A 21,589-nucleotide genomic window follows, 5' to 3' on the forward strand; every position below is an offset into this window, starting at 1 on the left:
GTGTATTCAAGGAATAGAATATGGTAACTTTTTTTCTGTATCTTCCCAAGACCCGTATACATTAAGTACAGCTTTATATGAAGATGTATGAGAGGGGAAATACTTTTCTTTATAGTTTCCATTTTCAACTAAATTTCTAATTTCTTTCGAATACTCAATTTTAAAGCGTTCTTTATCAATTTTATCGTCAAGATATAGCATACAAGCTCTTTCATATTGATTTATGAGATCTTCCAAAGCGGAATAAAATAATTTTTCTATTATTTTGGTGTCTTCTTTAGGATAATCCAATTTAAAATACAGAACATCTTTCATAGCCTCATTCATCCTTTTTCTTCCTTCACTAATTGAACTACGTATAGATAATTCAATATTTCCTTCCGAAAGTTTGATCGCTCTCTCTGAAAGTTTGATTGCTTTCTGAGCTTTTTTTCGATCGTATATTGTGACTCCAAGTGCTATTATGGAAATTATGATAGCTATACCTTCAAAGATATAATCTGTTATATTACCGATTTGAACCAAGTACATTTATTATGTCATTTATAACATCAATAATATCAGAATTGTCGGCTTTGGTTTTTTCTCCTATTAGTCCATTTCTAATAGATATTTGTTCAGATAGGGGTAATTGCCTAAGTAACTCTTTTATTGTTTTACCCTCTGAGTACTTATAATTTGCTTGTTTGAGCCTTGCTACTATTAATTTTGCATCCATATTTTAAGCATTTTTCCTTATAATCAAATTTATTAATTATAGTGTTTGTTATTAATTAATTGAATTACAGTTGTTAACACGTTTATCAACTTAATACTTGGACTTCTATTATTCCTCCATCACTTAAACTTATGTTTAACTCAAAATCTTCAGGGTAATCATCACTGTTATTTTTTAAAATCTTCACTTTTATCTCTTCAATTTGGTTACCTACCTTTTTCTTTTCTAAGAGTATGCAGTTAAAGATACCTTGCAATCTTATTATTTTAAGTTTGGTTTCATTTTCTATGGCATTGTTTAATGTATTCCTTAATTGTTCTAATTTTACCATAATCTATTCTTCTTTCTTTTTAGAACTAATTTTTTCTAGTAAAGAATTTGTCTCTTTTATTAGGTTTTCTAATTCTTCTTTAGATATTCCATTTTCATTATGCCCATTTTGAGTAATAAAATTTTTAATAAGCTCTTCAACTAATTTGTTATCAACATCTAATTCTTTGATAGTAAAAAGAAGCTTGTTGAATTCTTCATATGACTTATATTGATATTCTGATTTTTTTTGTTCGATATCAAATTCGGCTATTTGCAAATCTTTGGTTAAACAAATTACTTCACTAAAAATTCTATCATATTTTTCATTTTCTAAATCACCATTAAATGCACTCTCATTCATTCTGTAACCAATGGTACGAAGTAAATTTAAAGTTTGAGATTTATTTGTTAATTTACTAACGGTTTGCAAGTAACTAGATGCTAATGCGATGTTAGCTTCTAAATTATCACCTGTAGAACCACTTAGTTGAGTAGCAAATGTATTTGCTATTTCATATGCAATATCTGGTTGTTCTTCTGCAAGATATCTAGGTCTAAACACAACTCCATTATCTTTTTCAGGTTTACCGTTTTCAGGAGGATCAATTGATCTATTTATATCAAACGTAGATATTCCTATTCTCTTAGAGGCATCGAAAAAGTGTGCTGATAATGAGGCATAGCCTATTACCGCATTATCAGTTTTGGAATTATTATCTTTAATTGGAAGAAACTTTGAATTGATAGTTCCTGCAGTAGCATTTTTACTAAATTCATACTTATTAGGACTTAAAACAGTTTCAATGCCTTTACAACTGGATAATGAGAGAATAATTAATCCTCCTAATATTACAATTTTCCTCATTTTCGGTTAGTTTAATTATATAAATTTAGTTGCTCTTTTTGACATATCTTTACGGATTTCCGTATTTTGAATTTTATAAAATTGCGTTTTAATTCATTTTGAATATAGAGTGCTAGAATGATGAAAATATTGATTTTAATCATAATGATATAATCTTAATTCTGTGATAGAAAAAGAATTGAGATTTTTTAAAGAACAAACTATTTGCATAAGCGTATCAAAGTGAGCTGATTTTTGTACTCCAATGTAGACAGAAATGCTCTTTGGTAGATTAGTATCTTCTTCTATAACTTTTAAAAGATCACCTTCAAGAGAATAAATTTCCCCATTAAAATCAACGTGGTTTTTATGATTAATAGTAATGCTGATGTAATTATTTTCTCCAATATGATTTTTAAAAGCTAATTTTGCATCTTTCTCATTAAGAAAATTAACTGAAATACCTTGGATACAATAATTCATTTCAAAATTTTGTGAATAGCAAGTTCCATAAACAATGAAAAATACTAGAATTATAATTTGATGTTTCATAATTATTTATTTTGAATTGTTTATTAAATTACAAAACCAACTTATAAAAAAATAGAGGTATTTACCTATTTTTTAAAAGGGCATTTACCCTATGGATGACATTTAACAAATGCTCCAAGCTTACACCTTTACCGTATGTAGGGCGGTTAAACTTATGCCCATATGTTGGCATTACACACGATCACAAATTTCACTGACCGTTAAACGATCTTAGAAACTATGTCTAAAAGAATAAAGAAATAATATTATTTTACAGTATTAGATTGCTATGTTAGAATGATGAAAATATTGATGTAAAAACAACCCTACAAGTAGTAAGTGCTATAAAATACATTGTTATTTCAAGAGGTTAGAGCATTAAGAATGACGAAAAAATCTCGATTAACAGTCATTTGCTCTACCAACTGAGCTATCAGGGAATGTCATTAAAATGAACAGATAGGTGTATACTCATTTTTTCAAAGCTTGTCTAGCCCTTAATTGAAAATATTGATCTATAAGCCTTACAGACGTTTTTTGTGCGTTTTTCTCAACTCATTTTATGAGTAATCAAGCATTAGCTACTTGTTTTTTTAGAAAAGGACAGATTGTATAATGTTTCATTCAAATGCAGGCAATAACACCAAATTTGATGTAAAATTTGATGTAAAAAAAGAGAACTCAATTAAGTTTACTGATGTCACTATCCGACATTTAAAAGCGGACAACAAAAATCAACGCTATTGGTGTCATAGTTTATCTGGTTTCGGTATACGAGTTTCACCTAAAGGAACAAAAACGTGGTTTTATAACTATCGTTTTAATAAGTGCCAAAAAACCTTAACTCTTGGGAGATATCCTAGAATTTCTTTAAGTAAAGCTATTAAGCTTTATAATGTGGCTAACGATAAAGTTGAAATGGGTATTGATCCACTTCTTGAACAGCAACAAGAAAAAAAGGAAAAGCTAGATGAGTTGACTGTTTCGGGGTTGGTAGAGCTTTATTTAGAATATTGTAAAAAAACAAATAAACAAAGCTACCTTTCAGAAAAGAAAGCTCTTGATAAAGATTTACTCCCCTTATTGGGAAATACTAAAATAACAGAGGTTGAACCTAAAGACCTCTCGCAAATATTCCACAGGATTATCGCCAAAAGAGAAGCACCAAGTACAGCAACCCACCTTTATAGCTATGTAAGACGATTGTTCAATTTTGCCGCTGATATGGGTTTAATGCGCCGTAGAGACAATCCTTGTCTTGATATTAAACTTCGCATTAAAAAGAATAAACGTAGTAGGCATCTTTCCCCTAAAGAGATTTATCTGTTTTGGTATGGCTTAGATCATATCAAAATGTCACCAGTCACACGGTTAGCGTTGAGATTTATGCTTGTAACTGTTGCGCGTGGAGGTGAGGTGCGCCAGATGAAATGGGTAGATATAGATTTTGACGAACGGATATGGACATTACCAAAAACTAAAAATGGTCATTTACACCGTGTTTATCTTGGTGATGAGGCGTTAAAAGTTCTTGATGAAGTACGTCAATATTCAGATGGAAAAGGAATTGTCTTTGGATCAGCAGGGAGTTATTCACGGTGTGGCAAGATTATAACAGATTTAAAACCACTTCATAATCGGACTTTATGCCAACCGATAAAACGGCATTTTGATAAATTTGGGATAGAAACGCCTTTTGTACCGCACGATTTAAGGCGTACAGGTGCAACAATAATAGCAGGGCTATTCGGGCGACAAGACTTAGTAAAGATGTGTCTTAATCACGTTAGAAGTGATGTAACGGACGTTTACGATCAATATACTTACGGAGCAGAAAAGAAAAGGGCAATGGAAGCTCTCAATGAAGCTGTACGATTTATAATCAATAGCGCAAACATTGAGAGCATTCCGATTTTTGAAGAGTTAAAAGATCACATCATGAAACCTGTACAATCCCCTGTTATTAATCACAATTCTTGTGATCATAACAAGCAGGGCTTTCAAGCCAGTTTTTCAAGTCCTGTAACCTATAAGCTTTCCTTTGACCAAGCTGTGTTATCGAATAAAGTTTAGGGAAATGACCTACTTTGCGCATTCTGTATTGAGTTGTTTTGTCTAAGGTCGTTGCTAATTCTGCTGTTTTAATAGATGCAAAAGCATTCATTTGTAATAGAAGGTTAGCAATCACCTCGATTTCTTGGTCAGGATCAATAAATATTACGGAATTATTTTTACTGGTTTTGAGCATATATTTTCCTTTTCTCAATTTAGGCTGAAAGTGGGGTATAGATAAATTTTTGAATACTTCTACGCACAGTCTTTTAAAATCTTGAATATCTGTGTGTTTTTTAAGTGCATAGTTAAGCAACCCTTGTGCGTGTTTGATTAATCAGAAGGTTTGTAAAAGAACCTCGTTCAACAAAAAGGAGCATAGTATGAACGCTGATAAGTCAAACTTTAAGAAATGTACACGGAACGATTTTTTGAAAAATGTTGTCCGTCCAATGATTGTTAGGAGAAAGGAGCTAGGAATGACCCAAGAAGACGTAAACCATAAACTAGGTGTTGCTGATCGTTTGGTCAGTAAATGGGAGTGTGGGATGCGTACGCCAACTTCATTTAATCTTCATTGTTGGGCGCAAGTTTTAGAGGGCGTTATTGTTTTTGAAACACAAACTAGTCAAACAACACCTAATTTAGTTGCAGCGAAGAAAGGCGCGAATGATAATTTCAAGAAGAATAAGGCGAGTAATGACAATAAAAAGACACTCTCTTGGAGAAAATTGATCAAGAACTAACTAGTTCGGGTATTATTAATATATGATTTAAAATTTTATAGACCTTCTCATTTATTCAATAGAGAGGGTCTATAATACCTTGCAGGTTTATGGAAATATTTGCAAATATTTTTATTATTATTTCTTAATGAATATTTTTTGATGAAATGTCAATTTGTTGTCAATGTTCATTTTTGCAGATATTATATAACTTCCACTAGCTAAGTTAGCCGTATTAATCTCGTAATCAATTGTATTGATGCTTTCTTGAAGTAAAATTTCACCATTTAACGAATAAAGAATTATTTCTTCAATAATTTGATTTGAATTAATTTTAATTAAATCGGATGTCGGATTAGGATAAATTGAGAAAAGATCTGTTTCAAATTCTTTAATAGACAATGTTTCTGAATACAAAGTGTCTATTTCATCCTGATTGATGACTCTGTCGTATATTCTTATATCATCTAAATCACCTTTAAAGAAAAACTTAGGAACTTGTTGGTCGTTACTAGCACCTATTAAGAGTGGTTCATTGTCATAAGAAATAGACTTATTTGCCACAATATTTGAGCCTAAAACAGAATTAACATATATAGACTGAGTGTTGTTTAAGTCATCGAAAGTATATACAATATGATACCAAACTCCTAAATCAGGGTTTAATGGTGTATCAACAAAATTGTCAAAGCCATCAAAATCAGAAATTGTGCCCCACACTTTGTTAGATTGGAACCATACTTCATAAGAATCTAAAGCACCAGTACCTAAGTGCTTGTCTATCATTAATTGTAATCCATTAGTATTGTCAAATTTACACCATAGGGATATTGAAAAATCAACAATTCTTAGACTTGGCGAATCATTTACAAATATATAATCATCACCATCAAAGTTATAAGCACTATTACTGTTACCAAACCTGTCATTTACTAATGAAGCTCCCATAACACTACCATTGTTGTTATTAGTGCTTTCATCGATTGAATTTCCTTTGAATGGATAAAAAGCAACTAAACCATCTTCTAAATTAACCTGCGCATTTAGATTGAACCAGTAGAAGCCCACTAACAGGAAAAGCATAGTTTTTTTCATAATTCCAATATTTAATTAGTTTTTAATTTGAATGTTAAAACATATTTAAATTTTCTACATCTTAGTTATGGCTAACAAGTATATAGAAGGTCAGATTGGGTAATATTTTTATTAGTTCCTTTCGTATGAACGTGAAAGTTCCATTTTCTCCATTCAGAACCTCTATTTACCATAAATCGTTATAATTATTTAAACTTCTTAAAAGATTAAGCGTGTATATCTTAATGTATTTGTTGTAAATCTAATGCATTTAGTTTGATTTACAGTGGCTTATGGCTTATTCAATTGCGAGGAAGATAATAATTCGGGAGAATCAAGAAAATAATGATAACAAAAAAACCACTTGCTTGGTGGAAAGGTATCAACAGTAAAATCAGGAAATAACCTCAAATTGTTGTACATATGTTGTACATGAAATAAAAAAGCAGCTACATTTTAAATGTAACTGCCTCATTTTTAAGTAGCGAGAACGAGAATTGAACTCGTGACCTCCGGGTTATGAATCCGACGCTCTAACCAACTGAGCTACCTCGCCATAAATGCTTATCTAAAGTAAAAATATTATATTCTCTCGTTAAGCGGGTGCAAATATAAAAACAATTAAGCGTACAACAAACAGATATTTTAAAATAAAATCAAAACTATTTATTTGTTCTCACAATATCTTTCAATATATTGGGCAATGCTAACAATGAACACCTATGAGTGATAAAATAAAATATGAGATAGAATTTGTGGTTCACGCATCACCAGCTCTATTGTACCAATATATGGCAACACCCTCAGGAATGAGCGAGTGGTTTGCTGATAACGTAAATTCCCGTGGTGAGTTATATACTTTTATATGGGATGGAACTGAAGAACAAGCAAAACTTGTAAATAAGAAAAGTAATGAACGTATTAGGTTTAGGTGGCTAGAAGATGAAGAAGACGGAGAAGATTACTTCTTTGAATTGCGTATTCAGGTAGATGAAATCACAAAAGACGTATCTCTTATTATTACAGACTTTGCAGAAGATGATGAAATAGATGAAGGAAAGATGTTTTGGGATAATCAAATTTCTCAATTAAAACAAGTCATAGGATCTGTCTAAATTCTAGGCTAAATAGTATATTTGTCCCGCCATTCATAAGAATGGCGGGATTTTTTTATGATAAATGATAACGGCACATTAGTACAAGATGGTAAGATTCACTTAGACCCTATGAATCGAGGCTTGTTATATGGAGATGGTGTTTTTGAAACACTAAAAGCAGTCCACGGAAAAATTCTTTTTTGGGAAGATCATTACTTTAGATTAATGGCTTCTATGCGTATCCTTCGTATGGAAATCCCTATGGAATTTACTCCAGAATACTTAGAAGAACAATTACTTGATACTTTACGTGCAAATGAACTTATAGATCAGCCTGCTCGCATACGTATTACAGTATATAGGAGAGGAAATGGCACCTACTTACCAGATGAGAGAGGCGTTGGGTTTTATAGCTACGCAAAAGCATTACAGACTCCATTTTACACACTGAATGAAGAACCTTATGAAGTGGAGTTATATAAAGATCATTATGTAAACGCAGATATATTATCAACACTTAAAACAACTAATAAGTTACTCCATGTAACCGGTAGTATTTTTGCAGAAGATAATGGATATGATAACTGTCTTTTAATTAATAATAAAAAGAACGTTGTAGAAGCATTACAAGGAAACTTATTTCTTGTAAAAGGCAATCATATTAAAACACCACCCCTTGATGATGGTTGTTTAAGAGGGATTATACGCAAACAATTATTGAATATTCTTCCATTGATGGAAGAATATACTTTTGAAGAGGCATCTATTTCTCCATTTGAATTACAAAAAGCAGATGAACTTTTTATAACAAATACAATTAAAGGAATACAACCTATTACAAAGTACCGTAAGAAAGTATACGCGCATACAGTTGCAAGTGAACTCCTTAAAAAATTAAATGTAAAAGCGAGATTGGGCTAATTGTAATGTGGATGTTCAGGAGCATTAGACCATATTAAATAATCACCTCCTAGTTCTATTATCTTTTCTCTCCATAGCATCGGACAGCATTTTGTTATAATATCTTCTTTATAATTATTCTCAACAACTACCCAAGATTTTTCTTGGAGTTCTTGATTGAGTTGTTGTGAATCCCACCCAGAATACCCTAAGAAAAACTGAACTTCTTTTGGCTTGATTTTTTTATCTTCAATAAGATGAATTGCAGTTTCAAAATCACCACCCCAAAAAATCCCAGAAGCAATCTCCGTACTCCCTTTAATGAGATGCGGTACGGTATGAATAAAATAAATATTATCCTGTTCTACAGGACCTCCATTAAAAACTGGAATATCGCTAGTTGTAAGAATTGGAATAAAATCTTGAAGCTTTTGTTCTAATGGTTTATTCATAATAAAACCAACAGTACCATTGTCATTATGATCGGCAAGTAATACAACAGACCTATTAAAAGAAACATCACCTATAATAGATGGTTCTGCGATCAATAAATACCCTTTGGTAGGTGATAACTTCATGACATTTTTTATTACTTAAATAAACCTAGTCAATTTTTTTACGATATCAAAATAAAGTACCTTTTGTTTGATGCTTATTTTATTGTTTTTATATGGCTGAAGATCAAGAGATTATTGTTTTAAATACACAAGAGGATAGCTTGATTTTTAGTTGTCTGGTTTCAAAAATCGAATGTAGTTGTCATATTTAGTAAGTTGGTAGTGCTTTTTATTACTATTTCATAGAGCTACTTATTTGATAATCAAACACTACGCCTGTAGGAATAATACATGAAAAGTATGCTTTTCCCGTAAAAATGGTTAAATATCTATTTTAGACAACTGTTTATTAGATGGTTATGTTTTACTTTTATTAAAAAATCAATTTTGCAGCTAAAATTATATCAACAATTTTGTAACAAAACTCAGCCTCTTTTTACTTATCTAGTATAATAAGTTAATTAAGATATAAACTATAAATAATGAAAGCACACGAAATAGATTATGAGATTATAGGGGAGGAAATGCAATATGTAGAAATAGAGCTTGATCCACAAGAAGGAGTTATCGCAGAAGCTGGAAGTTTTATGATGATGGAGGATGGAATACGTATGGACACCATTTTTGGGGATGGGTCTAAAAAAGATAATTCAATCATGGGTAAAATTTTTGGAGCAGGAAAACGATTACTTACAGGAGAAAGCCTTTTTATGACAGCATTTTATAATGATGTGATAGGAAAGAAAAAAGTGAGTTTTGCTTCCCCATACCCAGGTAAAATTATCCCAATAGATCTAGCTACAATAGGAGGAAAATTCATATGTCAGAAAGATGCATTTTTATGTGCTGCAAAAGGAGTATCTATAGGAATTGAGTTTACAAAAAAATTAGGAAGAGGTCTTTTTGGAGGAGAGGGGTTTATCATGCAGAAATTAGAAGGTGATGGAGTTGCTTTTGTACATGCAGGTGGAACTACATTAAAAAAAGAACTCGCCTTAGGAGAACGATTAAAAGTAGATACAGGATGTATTATAGGTTTTGATCATACTGTACATTATGATATTGAATTTGTAGGAGGAATAAAAAATACAATTTTTGGAGGTGAAGGTTTATTTTTTGCCACTTTAGAGGGGCCAGGAACCGTTTATATACAATCTTTACCATTTAGTAGGTTGGCAAATAGAGTTCTTGCATTAGCACCTTCTGGTGGAGGCAAGTCTAGAGGCGAAGGCTCAATTTTAGGTGGGATAGGAGACCTGTTAGATGGAGATAATCGTTTTTAATACAGGGAGTATAAAAAAGTGATTGATTTTTTAGTATCTAAAAATGGTGTTAAACTATATAGAATATCTATAAATGTGAAACAAAATCCTTATATTTAAGGATATAAAAACATCCTGCCTATACAGTAAACTACTTTTTATTAGATCTAACCTAAAACCCTTAAGTTTCGAATATGGCGAGAGCAATGTTTGAATACACTAAGACGATTCTTAATAAAGTAAGTTTTGATAGTGTATTATTTTGTAAAGAACTACAAAAAGCAGTTAAACGATTACTTCCTTATGAAATAGAGGAACTTCGTATTTGGATTGACAACCTTGTTAAGGAAAATCCAAACCTTAATCAATGTTTAATTTATTTAAACCCATAATAAAAAGCCTTGGAAACAAGGCTTTTTATAGTATATGAATGTATTTACTTAGTCCCAAGTGGACTTATAATCTGAACATTTTGAAAAGTAATAGCTCCCTTTATAACACTAGCAATAGTACTACGTAATGCTTCTATAATTTGCATTTTTAATTCACTTTTATGATAAATGAGACTCACTTCTCTAGCTGGTGAGGGTTCTTTAAACTTCTTAAGAAAATCAGCTTCTTGACCTTTATAATCCATAGTATGTAGATATGGAAGTAATGTCATTCCTAAATCTTCATTTGCAAGCCTAACAAGTGTTTCAAAACTACCACTCTCTAAAGAAAAATGATCACCTTGTTGATCTGCTATAGCTTTGCATAAATTAATAACCCCGTCTCTAAAACAATGACCATCCTCTAATAAGAGCATATCGGTAAGATCTAGATCTGTAATCTCTAAACTCTTTTTCTTAAAAAGGCGATGATTTTGTGTTACATAAGCAACAAAAGGTTCATAATATAATGGGCGCTCTTTAATGTTTTCATTTTGTAAAGGAGTAGCCGCAATTGCTGCATCAAGATGTCCATCTTCAAGTCGCTCTATAATAGTTTCTGTATTTAACTCTTCTATTTTAAGTTTTACTTTTGGATATTTATTTATAAAGTTGCGCAAAAACATAGGGAGTAATGTTGGCATTACTGTTGGAATAATTCCCAGCTTAAATTCACCCCCTATAAACCCTTTTTCTTGATCTACAATATCATTTATGCGATTTGCTTCGTTAACAATATTTCTTGCCTGTGCTACTATTTTATGACCAATTTCAGTAAGTTCTATAGGTTTCTTTGTACGGTCAAAGATCAAAATATCAAGTTCTTCTTCTATTTTTTGTATTTGCATACTTAATGTAGGCTGTGTTACAAAAGTCTTTTCTGCAGCTTTTGTGAAGTTTTTATGCTCAGCAACTGCTAGTACATATTTTAATTGCGTAATAGTCATAGACGTTATCTTTGAAGTACAAAAATACAAAGCTATTGACAAAATCTATATATATGTAGCTGTAATTAGTTTTTTCTTATATAAATAAAGCCCCATATATGATGTATATGAGGCCTTATTGTAAATCAAAAAGTAGGGATGAATTTACATATTGATTTTTAATGAAATATCGTCTGCTCCAACTTCAAATTTTGCATCTCCCCATGCTGGAGGTCCAAAACTAACCCCTTCACCAGAAACTCCGTAAGGCTCTTTAGGCATTCCACTTGCTTCAAAATCCATACGACCATTTTCATTAATGTCATGAAGTGTAATGACACCGTAAGTACCTGGCTGTACATTTGTAAATGTGAGTGTAATTGTTTTGTTTTCTGGTTTTGCTTCTACTGCATCTATAGGAGCAGCCTTCATAAATGTTGCTTCATTATATAATGCGGCAGATACTTTACCATCATTATTTAAAAGATTTTCAATTTCTATAGTAACCGTTACACCTTCTGTATTTTGAGCAAATGTGAAACTTGAAAGAGTGAATGCGATAATGTAAAGAATAGTTTTCATAATGTTGTTTTTATAGTGTTAGTATTGATTGACAGGGTAAAAGTATATATACGCTTTCGCGAAAGCGAACAAAACACACCCAACTGTCAAGAATAGAGGCTGAGTTGTATAAAGAGTAAGAATCCTGACAAAATTTGCAAAACTGCTGCGGTCTTTTCCTGTTTTCTTTTTTCGGCTTAATTATTGAATGTTCATTACTATGTTGACAACTCTTGGTGTGAAGAAGAAGAAGGGAGTAAAACATTGTTAAATTTATACTAATACATAAATAACTGTGTATGAATTATAATCCTGAAGAAGAAGAAAATTTATCGCTTACACGTTTTGAGTCTATGTTAAAGACAAACAATGTGTCTTTCTTTGACTCTGAGGAGTTTGAAGCCATTGCAAATTATTATATAGAAGAAGGAAAGATAGCGCTTGCAAGAAAAGCCGTAAAATTAGGTCTAGAACAACATCCGTCATCGGTTCATCTTAAATTATATAAAGCAGAGATATTCATCTTTGAAAATAAGTTTGAAGAAGCAAATTCAATTCTAAACGAGTTGTATGAACTAGAACCCAATAATGAAGAGATTTATATTCAAAAAGCAAATATATTTAGTAAACAAGACGAGCATAGAAAGGCTATTAATCTATTAGAAATGGCCATAGATCTTACAGAAGATCCATCAGATGTATATTCTTTAATAGGTATGGAATATCTATTTATAGATGACTTTCAAAATGCAAAATATAATTTTATGAAGTGCTTAGAACTGGATGAAACAGACTATAGTGCTCTTTATAATATTATATACTGTTTTGATTTCTTAGAACAACGAGAAGAAGCAATAGACTACCTCAATATGTTTTTAAATAAAAATCCATATTGTGAAGTTGCTTGGCATCAGGTAGGTAAGCAGTATTTTGACTTAAAACTATATGAAAAAGCACTCTCTGCATTTGACTTTGCAGTTATAAGTGATGATCGTTTTATAGGTGCTTATCTAGAGAAAGGAAAAGTCCTAGAGAAATTAGGGAAGTATAATGAAGCATTAGAAAATTATCAAATCACTTTAGAGCTAGATGATCCCACATCATTTGCGTTATTACGTATGGGGAAGTGTTACGATAAACTAGGAAGTGATGAACTAGCCTTAAAACACTACAAAAGATGTGTGCATGAAGATCCATTACTAGATAATGGTTGGATAGCTATTACAGATTTTTATAGCAAGCGGTTAGATTTTCAAAATGCATTATACTATATAAATAAAGCGATACATATAGATACAGAAAATGTATTGTACTGGAAGCGATATGCAAAGATCAATCATCGTTTAAACTTTTATGAGGAAGCCGAACGTGGATACAGGCGTACGCTAGAATTAGGAAATTATGAGTTAGACACATGGCTTACCCATGCAGATATATTATTATATCTAGAAGAAATAGATACAGCCATTACAATTCTTACACAAGCATTAGAGTTTTATCCAGAAAATGCCGAAATCTTATTCCGTTTGTCAGGACTTAATTATATAAAAGGGAATGATATTCAAGGCCGTTATTTCTTAAAAAGTGCATTGCTAGTAGAACCTGAATTCTCTATAATTTTGGAAGAACTGTTTCCATATCCTTTTTCTAAAAAAGAAGTAAAAGAACTTTTGGCAAAGTATAATAGCTAGATACTTGTTATTTTTTTTAGATTCTGTAGGTCTTCTTAAACAAACCTAGTATTTTAGCTTACATCTAACGAATACGTATGTCAAAATCTGCTTTTTCTTATTTTATTGTAATGCTTAAAGGAATGGCAATGGGTGCTGCAGATGTAGTCCCAGGTGTCTCTGGTGGTACTATAGCATTTATATCTGGGATTTATGAAGAGCTTATAGAAACTATAGATCGATTAGATTTTGGGATTTTTAAGGTGTTGAAATCTGAAGGGTTTAAAGCAATGTTTCTTCAGTATAATCTGCGATTTCTCATAAGCTTATTTGCAGGAGTTTTTATAAGTATTTTATCTTTAGCAAAACTAATTTCATATTTACTAGAAAATCATCCAATTATTGTATGGTCATTTTTCTTTGGACTTGTAATTGCTAGCATTATTTATGTAGGAAGACAAATTACCAAATGGAACTTTTCTATAATACTAGCAACTATAATTGGAATTGTAGTTGCATATTATATAACTATAGCAACACCTACACAAGCGCCAACTGCATTGTACTTCTTTTTCTTATCTGGCTGTATAGCAATCATAGCAATGATATTACCAGGTGTTTCTGGCTCTTTTATATTAGTATTACTAGGCTCTTATGGTATGATTATAGGAACAATAACAGATTTTCAAGAAAGTATTTTTGCTCAAGATTGGGACTTATTTAAGAAGAGTTTTATAAAGCTTTTCTTATTTGGGTTAGGCTGTATAATAGGGTTGAAACTATTTTCTAAAGCCTTGAAATGGATGTTTGCTCACAAGAAAGAATTAATACTAGCAGTGTTAACGGGCTTTATGATAGGTTCTCTTAATAAGATATGGCCTTGGAAAAAAATACTTTCTACTCGAATAGATAGGCATGGTGAAGAAGTACCATTATTAGAAAAAAGTATTCTGCCATCTTCTTTTGAAGGAGAATCTCTAGTGATGTATGCAATAATTTTTGCGATTATAGGATTTTTGGTAATCTTTTTACTTGAACGATTAGCAGTAAGTAGGAAGGTAGATGCAAACTAAAACACGTACATTTTCTGATAAATTTTGGCTTGTTCTTAAAGGACTTGCTATGGGGGCAGCAAATAAAGTACCTGGTGTATCTGGTGGTGTTGTTGCATTTGTGGCTGGGTTTTATGAAGAATTTATAGCATCCCTTCAAAGATTTAATGGAAAAGCATTACAATTTCTCCTTAGAGGGAGATTTAAAAGTTTTTGGCAATACATTAATGGTAAATTTTTAGGATTACTTATTCTGGGAATGCTTATCAGTTATTTTAGTGTTTCCTTAGTATTGGATTTAGCGCTACAGCATTATCCATTGTTGGTTTGGAGTGCGTTTTTTGGTATGATATTAGGCTCTATTTATTACATAGGAAAAGATTTTGAAGATTGGAGTAGACGTACCATAATGTTAATGTTATTAGGTGTAATTGCAGGAGTTAGTATTAGTCTTCTAGAACCTGCACAAGAAAATGATAATCTAATTTTTGTGTTCTTCTGTGGTATTATAGGGGTTTCTGGAATGACTTTACCAGGGCTTTCAGGATCTTTTATTCTAATTCTTTTAGGAAATTATGTATTGTTATTGGTAGATTCTGTAAATGCATTGTATACTACTCTGGTAGATATTATCACATTGGATTTTAGTTTTATAGATGATGCAGAGCAAATGAGATTATTAAAAGTATTATTAGTGTTTTCAGCAGGTTCTCTGACTGGTTTAGTAACACTTTCTCATTTTTTAGGATACTTACTTAAAAACTTTAAAAGCGCAACAAATGCTGTTATTTTAGGCTTTATCACAGGCTCTCTAGGTGTTGTATGGCCTTGGAAGAAGGAAGTGTATAAAGTTGTAGAAGGAGTACGGTTATTGGATATTAATGGTAATCCAGTTTTAGATAATTATAATCGTTTTTTACCTTCAGAAGTTACACTAGAAAATACACTAGCATTGTTCTTTATTATTATTGGAATTTTTATAGTTGTAGCATTGGGTAAATATGGAGAAAAAACAAGATCACATGGATAAATATGGTCTTATAGGTCGTGATATAGCGTATTCATTTTCTAGGCGTTATTTTGCGTCAAAATTTGAAAAAGAAAACATAAATGCTTCTTATGTAAACTTTGATTCCAAAACGATACAAGATGTTGAAGAGTATCTGTCTAACCCTAAAATTAAAGGATACAATGTTACAATTCCTTATAAACAAAGTATTATACCATTTTTGGATAGGTTAGATGCAGCTGCATTAGCTATTGGAGCTGTTAACACAATAAAGCGTACAAAGGATGGGGAATTAGTAGGATATAATACAGATCATATTGGTTTTAGAGAATCACTTTTAGAATTTTGTGGAGATGTATTATCAAAAATAGATAAAGAATCCTTATCAAAACAAGCTATAATTTTAGGGACAGGCGGCGCATCAAAAGGAGTAGCATATGCACTAGAGACATTAGGTTTCCAAATTGTATATGTCTCTAGAAGCAGTGAGAAAGGAAGTGTGTCTTATGCAGATCTTGATATAACACATATAACTACAAGTACAATTATAGTAAACTGTACTCCTTTAGGAACTTTTCCAAACACACAGTTATGTCCTGAGATTCCGTATAATCATTTAAATTCTAGTCATATAGTGTATGATCTTATTTATAATCCAGAGAAAACACTTTTTTTAGAAAAAGCAAATGAACAAGGAGCTATGATCATATCAGGATTACGGATGCTTGAGTTGCAGGCAGAGGCGGCTTGGGATATTTGGAGTAAACATTAATACTTTTCTTATTTTTTAACACATCTACTCATAATCCCTACGGGATATTATAATTATAGGAGAGGTATTAGTATCTTTAGCCTATTAAAAGATGAACCTTAACATTGAAACAAATGTCAGAAGAAAAACAATCTCAAGAAACAGAAGGAGAAATTAAAAAGACCGAAGCTATAGAAGAAACAACACCTCAAGTAGAAAAAGGTCTTGAAGAAGAAGTCGAAGCTCTTGCAGCAGAGGCAAATGCAGAAGAACTACCTACAGAAGAAGCAGTAGAGGCAGAGATAGATGAAGAACTAAGCGTTGCAGAAACAGCTGGAGAAGAAACTACAGTATCTAAAGAGGAAAACCCTTCTAAAGAAGAGATCGTTGCCGAATCTAAAGAAACACCTGAAGTAGCTGAGATAGATGAAGAATTAAGTAGTAAAGAAACTGCTGGAGAAGAAGCTAAAGCATCTAAAGAAGAAAAGCCTTCTAAAGAAGCAGTTGTTACTGAACCTAAAGAAATACCTAAGAAAGATTACACCACACTTACAAAGGAGGAATTATTAGAAGAATTCCAAACATTACTTGCAGGAGAAAAAGTACAACTTATAAAAGGGCATGTAGATGATATAAAAAGTGCTATTGATACAAAGTTTGATGAAGAGCAAGAAGTTGCAAAAACTGCATTTTTAGAAGAAGGAGGAAATGTGATAGATTTTAGACATTTCTCACCTCTTAAAAAGGCATTTAGTGAGGCATATTATACATACCGTCATAAACGCGCTAACTATTATCAGAATAAACAAAAAGATCAAAAAGCAAACTTAGCTTACAGACAACAACTTATAGAAGAAGTTAAGAAGCTAAGGGAGGAACTAGGAGGAACAGAAAGCGTTCAATCTACGTTTAACAAATTTAAAGACATTCAAGAGCGCTGGCATAATGCAGGAGACATTCCAAGAGATCGTTATAATCTAGTATGGAATAATTATTATCATCATATTGATAATTTTTATGAACTATTGCACTTAAATCGTGAATTTAGGGATAAGCACTTCAAAGATAATCTTGCAAAAAAATTACAACTTATAGAACGAGCAGAAGAACTAGCCCAAGAACCTAAAATTAATAGAGCATTTAAGGAGCTACAGTTACTGCATCGTATGTGGAAAGAGGAGATAGGTCCAGTTGCAAAGGAATATAGTGATGAAATTTGGGATAAATTTAGTGCAGCTACAAAGAAAATTCATGATGCTAGAGATATCCAACAAAAGGAAGTAGAAGCTTCTTGGGTAAAAAATCTAGAAGTTAAGCGTGAACTTATCGTAAAACTTGAAGAAATAAAGTCACAAGACGTAATTTCTCATCAAGATGTACAATCCAAGGTAAAGGAAGTAGAAGTTTTAAGAGAAGCTTTCTTTAAGTCTGGACGCGTTCCAAATGATGCTAATGAAGAAGTTTGGGCTACTTTTAAAAATGTAGTAAGAGAATTCAATCACAAGAAGAACGCATTTTATAAATTACAAAAGAAAGAGCAATTTGATAATCTTAATAAGAAATTAGAACTGATTAAGATTGCAGAAGATAATAAGGATAACGAGGATTTTTCTGCTACAATAGAAGTGATGAAGAAAGTCCAAGCAGATTGGAAAAAAATTGGGCACGTCCCTCGTAAAGACAGCGATAGGATATGGAAGAAGTTTAAAGATGCTTGTAATCACTTTTTTGATCGTTTGCATGATTCTAAAAAACAAGCAAATGCTGGAGAAGAGGAAGCTTATGTTAAAAAGCAAGCGCTTTTAGAAGAAATAAAAGGATTAAAACTAGAAGGAGATCATACTGCAAACCTCGCTTTGATTCAAGAGCATATTTCAAATTGGAAATCTATAGGAAGAGTTCCATACTCAAAAAAGAAAATAGACGAACTATTTAATAAAGAACTTGATAATCTTTTTGGTCAATTAGATATTGATAAAAAAGAATCTGAAATGATTAGATACGAAAATCGTATGCAATCTATGATAGGAGATAATGACATAAGCGCTTTAGAAAAAGAACGATTCTATATCTCTAAAAAAGTGCAAGAAATTAAAGCAGAAATTAATCAATTAGAAAATAACTTAGGCTTTTTTCAGCACGTAGCAGATGATAATCCACTAGTAAAAGAAGTGCATAAAAACATCAATAAGCATAAAGAGAATTTAGAATTATGGATGGCAAAACATCAAAAGGTAAAGAGAATGATATCTAAAAATAGTTGATAAACTCTTTGTTTAATTAAATCATTTTAAATACCTAGAAATCAACTATATATTTAAAATGTTTAGTTTAATCTAAAAATAAGAAAATCCCCTAAATGGGGATTTTCTTATGTTATAAAATAGAATTTATATTTTATAAGTTTGGAATAATAAGTTCTTGATCTGGATGGATCACATCTGGGTTTTTAAGAATATCTGTATTTGCTTCAAATATTGATGTGTACTTCATTGCATCACCGTAATAATGCTTTGCTATTTTACCTAATGTCTCTCCGCTAGAAACTGTATGACGAGCATAAACAGTTGTATCTTCAACATTAATATTTGCTACGATATCTGCTGGGCTTTCTCCTCCTGCACTTTTAATAGCGTCCCATATTTGATTTTTGTGATATTGATTTGCAGCTACACCACTAATGTGTAAAACACCATTGTCTTCTTTTACATCTCCATCTTTAATCCCTAACTTTTCCCCTAAGTCAAGTACAGTTTGATATTTTGCTTTTACCATGTTTTGTTGATTTTTAAAAATTAATCTCAGTAAATATACAAATACTAGTACTAAATTAACAGTAATTGTAGGTCTGAGTTTAGCTTTTTATCGATGAAATGTTGTTTTGAGTCGTTGTAGTGTGTTATTTGTGAATAAAATACTTTAACTCATACACACTTTTTTATACATAGCCCATTAATCATCAAATAAAAGGCGTCCAGTAAATAATTCTTCTACATCGATAATAGGAGGTGTGTTTTTTGAAATAACGTCTCCAGTTGCTCGTATAGTACCTGTAATGCTTTCTTGAGGATTAACAATCATGGGAGCAGCTCCAGTATGAGTTACAATAACATTTTGGGCAATAAAGTCCTCTCCATAAAATTTTGGAAATTCATCAGAAAAGATAATATTTAGATCTTCTGTCATTCCTGTGATATGAAAGTCACTCATACCATTTGCAACAACGAGTATACTTTCTGATTGAAAGTCAAGAAAGAAATCTCCAGATTTATTTGCACTATCTATTCCTGGTGTTGTGACACTTTCTAATCGTACTGTAGGAAAAGATAGCGTGCCATTACTTCGTATCTCATAAGTAGCGCTATTTTTTATAAAAGTAAGATTGGGAACAGTAATGCGTACAAGCGTTTGTCCAAAATTTCTAAAGACATTACATCCATTTTTGTTTTGCATTATAAATGTGTCATCCTCTACCTTAAAAACCAAATCATTAAAAAGGTTTTCCTTTGTTTCTATAGTAATATTTTGCGTCTCACCTTGTGTAATCTCAAGGCGCATATCATTTTCTGTACGTACTCTATCAAAAAAAGGAAGCTCTATGGTTCGTATAATGTCATCCCCGTCTACTTGAAGGCAATCATTTGCATTTTCAGAATCACAACTAATACATATTGTAGTTAATAAAAGTGTTGCAATGATATGCTTTCGCGAAAGCAAAAAAAACGTCTTCATATATATAGATAGATAATGTTTCATAATCGATATCCTATTCCAAATTCAACAGCTTCTGCCTTAGCTCCATGTGCTTTTACAGATACGGTTCCAAAAAAATGCTTCCCGAAATAGCGTTTAAGTCCTATGCGTTCATAGATACGTCCTTCAAAATCATAAGGGTAATACACATAGTATCCTAACTGACTGACAAATGCAATGCGGCCAAGACGAAGCTCATGACCTATAAATAAGCCTATACGTTTCCAGTCTTCATCGCCTTGTGTTCCTAATTGAGGGAATGCAATAGCTTCAAATTCGATTTGTTCTTTTAAAAATCTAGCAAAAAAAGCATCTACTCCAATTTGTAATGTGCTTTTATTTGAGATGCGTTTATCTGCAAATATGGATGCTATAAAAAATGGGTGTTGCCCTAGTCCTAATCTATCACTTTCATTAGCTCCACCACGTAGTACAAAATTAAATTTTATAGGTTCTGAATACTTTGTCTTTTTATATGGGATATAATCTGGTATTTCTTGATCTTTTAGAGTATATGTGAGTCCTATGTTTGCAGCAAGAGTATTAAGGCTGGAATTTGGAGCTCTTACATTTCCATTAGAAAAATGAGTAATTGTAAACCCACCTTGTATATGTAATTGATCAAATAATTGTTGTTTATAATTTAATAGGAGGTAAGTCGCGCTTAAAAGTTGTGATCCAAAGGCATTATTTTTCTTATTAGAGTTTATATCAAATGGATTTGTGTTGTAAGCAATTCCTTGGCCTATTCTGAACATTAATTTTCTTTTTAGGAAATAAAAATTGTAATGTCCATATACACCATAGTTCTTTCCTACAATTTCATTACCAAAATCTTGATATACAAATGAAAATCCCCAATCTGGGTAATTATACCTGCGTTCCCATTCGTTTAACCCGTATGTTTTACGATTATAGCTCAGGATAAGCCCTTTAGGATGCTCTGTAATAAGGTGTGCTATATCTTTACTATGGTTTAAAGTATTTCCATAGAAGTAATTAATATCTATATCAAAAGGCTTTTTTGGAGCTTCTTGAGCCTTTATAGAGGAGTAAATAAGAAATAGTACAAATAGTACTAGAATTCTTTTATGCATAGAGCCTTGAATTATAATAGCGAAAATATAAAAATTGAAAGGTTTTTGAGGGGTTGTATAAGAAATAGATAAAAAAGAATAGGTAAAGTTTTGTGATTCTTAGTGTTATTCTCATTTATCTAGCAAATTATAGATTGCTATTAACAAAAAAAGCTTCTCATTTCTGAGAAGCTTTTGCTATTTGGGTGGAAGATGGGGCTCGAACCCACGACCCTTGGTACCACAAACCAATGCTCTAACCAACTGAGCTACAACCACCATTTTAAT

At 31.8% G+C, this 21,589-nt stretch carries 23 protein-coding genes and 2 tRNA genes; 11 read left to right on the forward strand and 14 right to left on the reverse strand.

The features are described 5' to 3' along the window. Positions 1-6: 6 nt before the first annotated feature. From ABJD27_RS17550 to ABJD27_RS17570, 5 genes are all read right to left on the reverse strand, one after another. Positions 7-525, reverse strand: coding sequence for a hypothetical protein (locus tag ABJD27_RS17550; RefSeq protein ID WP_348202078.1), 519 nt, complete (start codon positions 523-525; stop codon positions 7-9). Then, on the reverse strand, positions 509-718 hold the full coding sequence (locus ABJD27_RS17555) for a hypothetical protein (RefSeq protein ID WP_348166424.1): 210 nt from the start codon (positions 716-718) through the stop codon (positions 509-511). Before ABJD27_RS17555 ends, ABJD27_RS17550 begins: the two co-directional genes overlap by 17 nt. 85 nt (positions 719-803) lie before the next feature. Next, a complete protein-coding gene (locus ABJD27_RS17560; protein ID WP_348166427.1) occupies positions 804-1,049 on the reverse strand; it encodes a hypothetical protein in 246 nt (81 codons plus the stop codon). 3 nt (positions 1,050-1,052) lie between these two features. Further along, a complete protein-coding gene (locus ABJD27_RS17565) occupies positions 1,053-1,895 on the reverse strand; it encodes a hypothetical protein (protein WP_348166430.1) in 843 nt (280 codons plus the stop codon). A 135-nt stretch (positions 1,896-2,030) separates the two neighbouring features. Next, positions 2,031-2,426: a hypothetical protein gene (locus ABJD27_RS17570; protein ID WP_348166433.1), complete on the reverse strand. Its 396-nt coding sequence runs from the start codon at positions 2,424-2,426 to the stop codon at positions 2,031-2,033. 594 nt (positions 2,427-3,020) lie between these two features. Between ABJD27_RS17570 and ABJD27_RS17575 the strand changes: the two genes are divergently transcribed. Together ABJD27_RS17575 and ABJD27_RS17580 are read left to right on the forward strand one after the other, a co-directional pair. Beyond that, positions 3,021-4,478 carry a tyrosine-type recombinase/integrase gene (locus ABJD27_RS17575; RefSeq protein ID WP_348166436.1) on the forward strand — a complete coding sequence of 486 codons (1,458 nt, stop codon included), beginning with the start codon at positions 3,021-3,023 and terminating at the stop codon, positions 4,476-4,478. A 431-nt stretch (positions 4,479-4,909) separates the two neighbouring features. After that, positions 4,910-5,203: a helix-turn-helix transcriptional regulator gene (locus tag ABJD27_RS17580; protein WP_348166438.1), complete on the forward strand. Its 294-nt coding sequence runs from the start codon at positions 4,910-4,912 to the stop codon at positions 5,201-5,203. A 117-nt stretch (positions 5,204-5,320) separates the two neighbouring features. Here the strand turns inward: ABJD27_RS17580 and ABJD27_RS17585 are convergent, their stop codons facing one another. Further along, positions 5,321-6,277, reverse strand: a complete 957-nt coding sequence (locus tag ABJD27_RS17585; RefSeq protein WP_348166441.1) for a LamG-like jellyroll fold domain-containing protein — start codon at positions 6,275-6,277, stop codon at positions 5,321-5,323. Between the two features lie 461 nt (positions 6,278-6,738). Next, positions 6,739-6,812, reverse strand: a tRNA-Met gene (locus ABJD27_RS17590). A gap of 166 nt (positions 6,813-6,978) precedes the next feature. Between ABJD27_RS17590 and ABJD27_RS17595 the strand changes: the two genes are divergently transcribed. Beyond that, positions 6,979-7,371: an START-like domain-containing protein gene (locus ABJD27_RS17595; protein WP_348166444.1), complete on the forward strand. Its 393-nt coding sequence runs from the start codon at positions 6,979-6,981 to the stop codon at positions 7,369-7,371. 57 nt (positions 7,372-7,428) lie between these two features. Then, positions 7,429-8,274, forward strand: a complete 846-nt coding sequence (locus ABJD27_RS17600; RefSeq protein ID WP_348166447.1) for an aminotransferase class IV — start codon at positions 7,429-7,431, stop codon at positions 8,272-8,274. Here the strand turns inward: ABJD27_RS17600 and ABJD27_RS17605 are convergent. After that, positions 8,271-8,831 carry a YqgE/AlgH family protein gene (locus tag ABJD27_RS17605; RefSeq protein WP_348166450.1) on the reverse strand — a complete coding sequence of 187 codons (561 nt, stop codon included), beginning with the start codon at positions 8,829-8,831 and terminating at the stop codon, positions 8,271-8,273. The two genes, ABJD27_RS17600 and ABJD27_RS17605, sit on opposite strands and share 4 nt — an antisense overlap. A 461-nt stretch (positions 8,832-9,292) precedes the next feature. Between ABJD27_RS17605 and ABJD27_RS17610 the strand changes: the two genes are divergently transcribed. Both ABJD27_RS17610 and ABJD27_RS17615 read left to right on the forward strand, forming a co-directional pair. Then, positions 9,293-10,093, forward strand: coding sequence for a TIGR00266 family protein (locus tag ABJD27_RS17610; protein ID WP_348166453.1), 801 nt, complete (start codon positions 9,293-9,295; stop codon positions 10,091-10,093). 173 nt (positions 10,094-10,266) lie between these two features. Further along, on the forward strand, positions 10,267-10,464 hold the full coding sequence (locus ABJD27_RS17615) for a hypothetical protein (RefSeq protein WP_348166456.1): 198 nt from the start codon (positions 10,267-10,269) through the stop codon (positions 10,462-10,464). 44 nt (positions 10,465-10,508) lie between these two features. Here the strand turns inward: ABJD27_RS17615 and ABJD27_RS17620 are convergent, their stop codons facing one another. Both ABJD27_RS17620 and ABJD27_RS17625 read right to left on the reverse strand, forming a co-directional pair. Continuing rightward, a complete protein-coding gene (locus ABJD27_RS17620; RefSeq protein WP_348166459.1) occupies positions 10,509-11,450 on the reverse strand; it encodes a LysR substrate-binding domain-containing protein in 942 nt (313 codons plus the stop codon). Positions 11,451-11,594: 144 nt separating this feature from the next. Further along, positions 11,595-12,011, reverse strand: a complete 417-nt coding sequence (locus ABJD27_RS17625; protein ID WP_348166462.1) for a DUF2141 domain-containing protein — start codon at positions 12,009-12,011, stop codon at positions 11,595-11,597. Between the two features lie 278 nt (positions 12,012-12,289). Between ABJD27_RS17625 and ABJD27_RS17630 the strand changes: the two genes are divergently transcribed. The 5 genes from ABJD27_RS17630 to ABJD27_RS17650 all read left to right on the forward strand — a co-directional run bounded on the left by ABJD27_RS17630 (position 12,290) and on the right by ABJD27_RS17650 (position 18,736). Further along, positions 12,290-13,681, forward strand: a complete 1,392-nt coding sequence (locus ABJD27_RS17630; protein WP_348166465.1) for a tetratricopeptide repeat protein — start codon at positions 12,290-12,292, stop codon at positions 13,679-13,681. A 77-nt stretch (positions 13,682-13,758) separates the two neighbouring features. Beyond that, positions 13,759-14,733: a DUF368 domain-containing protein gene (locus ABJD27_RS17635; protein ID WP_348166467.1), complete on the forward strand. Its 975-nt coding sequence runs from the start codon at positions 13,759-13,761 to the stop codon at positions 14,731-14,733. Beyond that, complete coding sequence (locus ABJD27_RS17640) at positions 14,723-15,742, forward strand: DUF368 domain-containing protein (RefSeq protein WP_348166470.1); 1,020 nt, start codon at positions 14,723-14,725, stop codon at positions 15,740-15,742. The genes ABJD27_RS17635 and ABJD27_RS17640 overlap by 11 nt, the downstream gene beginning before the upstream one ends. After that, on the forward strand, positions 15,735-16,493 hold the full coding sequence (locus ABJD27_RS17645) for a shikimate dehydrogenase (protein WP_348202079.1): 759 nt from the start codon (positions 15,735-15,737) through the stop codon (positions 16,491-16,493). Before ABJD27_RS17640 ends, ABJD27_RS17645 begins: the two co-directional genes overlap by 8 nt. A 113-nt stretch (positions 16,494-16,606) precedes the next feature. Beyond that, a complete protein-coding gene (locus ABJD27_RS17650; protein ID WP_348166476.1) occupies positions 16,607-18,736 on the forward strand; it encodes a DUF349 domain-containing protein in 2,130 nt (709 codons plus the stop codon). Between the two features lie 133 nt (positions 18,737-18,869). On the opposite strand, the gene ABJD27_RS17655 is transcribed toward ABJD27_RS17650, so the two are convergent. From ABJD27_RS17655 to ABJD27_RS17670, 4 genes are all read right to left on the reverse strand, one after another. Then, positions 18,870-19,247 (reverse strand): LysM peptidoglycan-binding domain-containing protein, encoded by a 378-nt coding sequence (locus ABJD27_RS17655; RefSeq protein WP_348166479.1) that lies wholly within the window; start codon positions 19,245-19,247, stop codon positions 18,870-18,872. 177 nt (positions 19,248-19,424) lie between these two features. Further along, positions 19,425-20,204, reverse strand: a complete 780-nt coding sequence (locus tag ABJD27_RS17660; RefSeq protein ID WP_348166482.1) for a head GIN domain-containing protein — start codon at positions 20,202-20,204, stop codon at positions 19,425-19,427. 20 nt (positions 20,205-20,224) lie between these two features. Next, a complete protein-coding gene (locus ABJD27_RS17665; protein WP_348166485.1) occupies positions 20,225-21,322 on the reverse strand; it encodes an acyloxyacyl hydrolase in 1,098 nt (365 codons plus the stop codon). 183 nt (positions 21,323-21,505) lie between these two features. Continuing rightward, a tRNA-His gene (locus ABJD27_RS17670) sits at positions 21,506-21,581 on the reverse strand. Positions 21,582-21,589: the final 8 nt, after the last annotated feature.

The sequence above is a fragment of the Dokdonia sp. genome (assembly GCF_039945015.1).
Classification (GTDB): domain Bacteria; phylum Bacteroidota; class Bacteroidia; order Flavobacteriales; family Flavobacteriaceae; genus Dokdonia.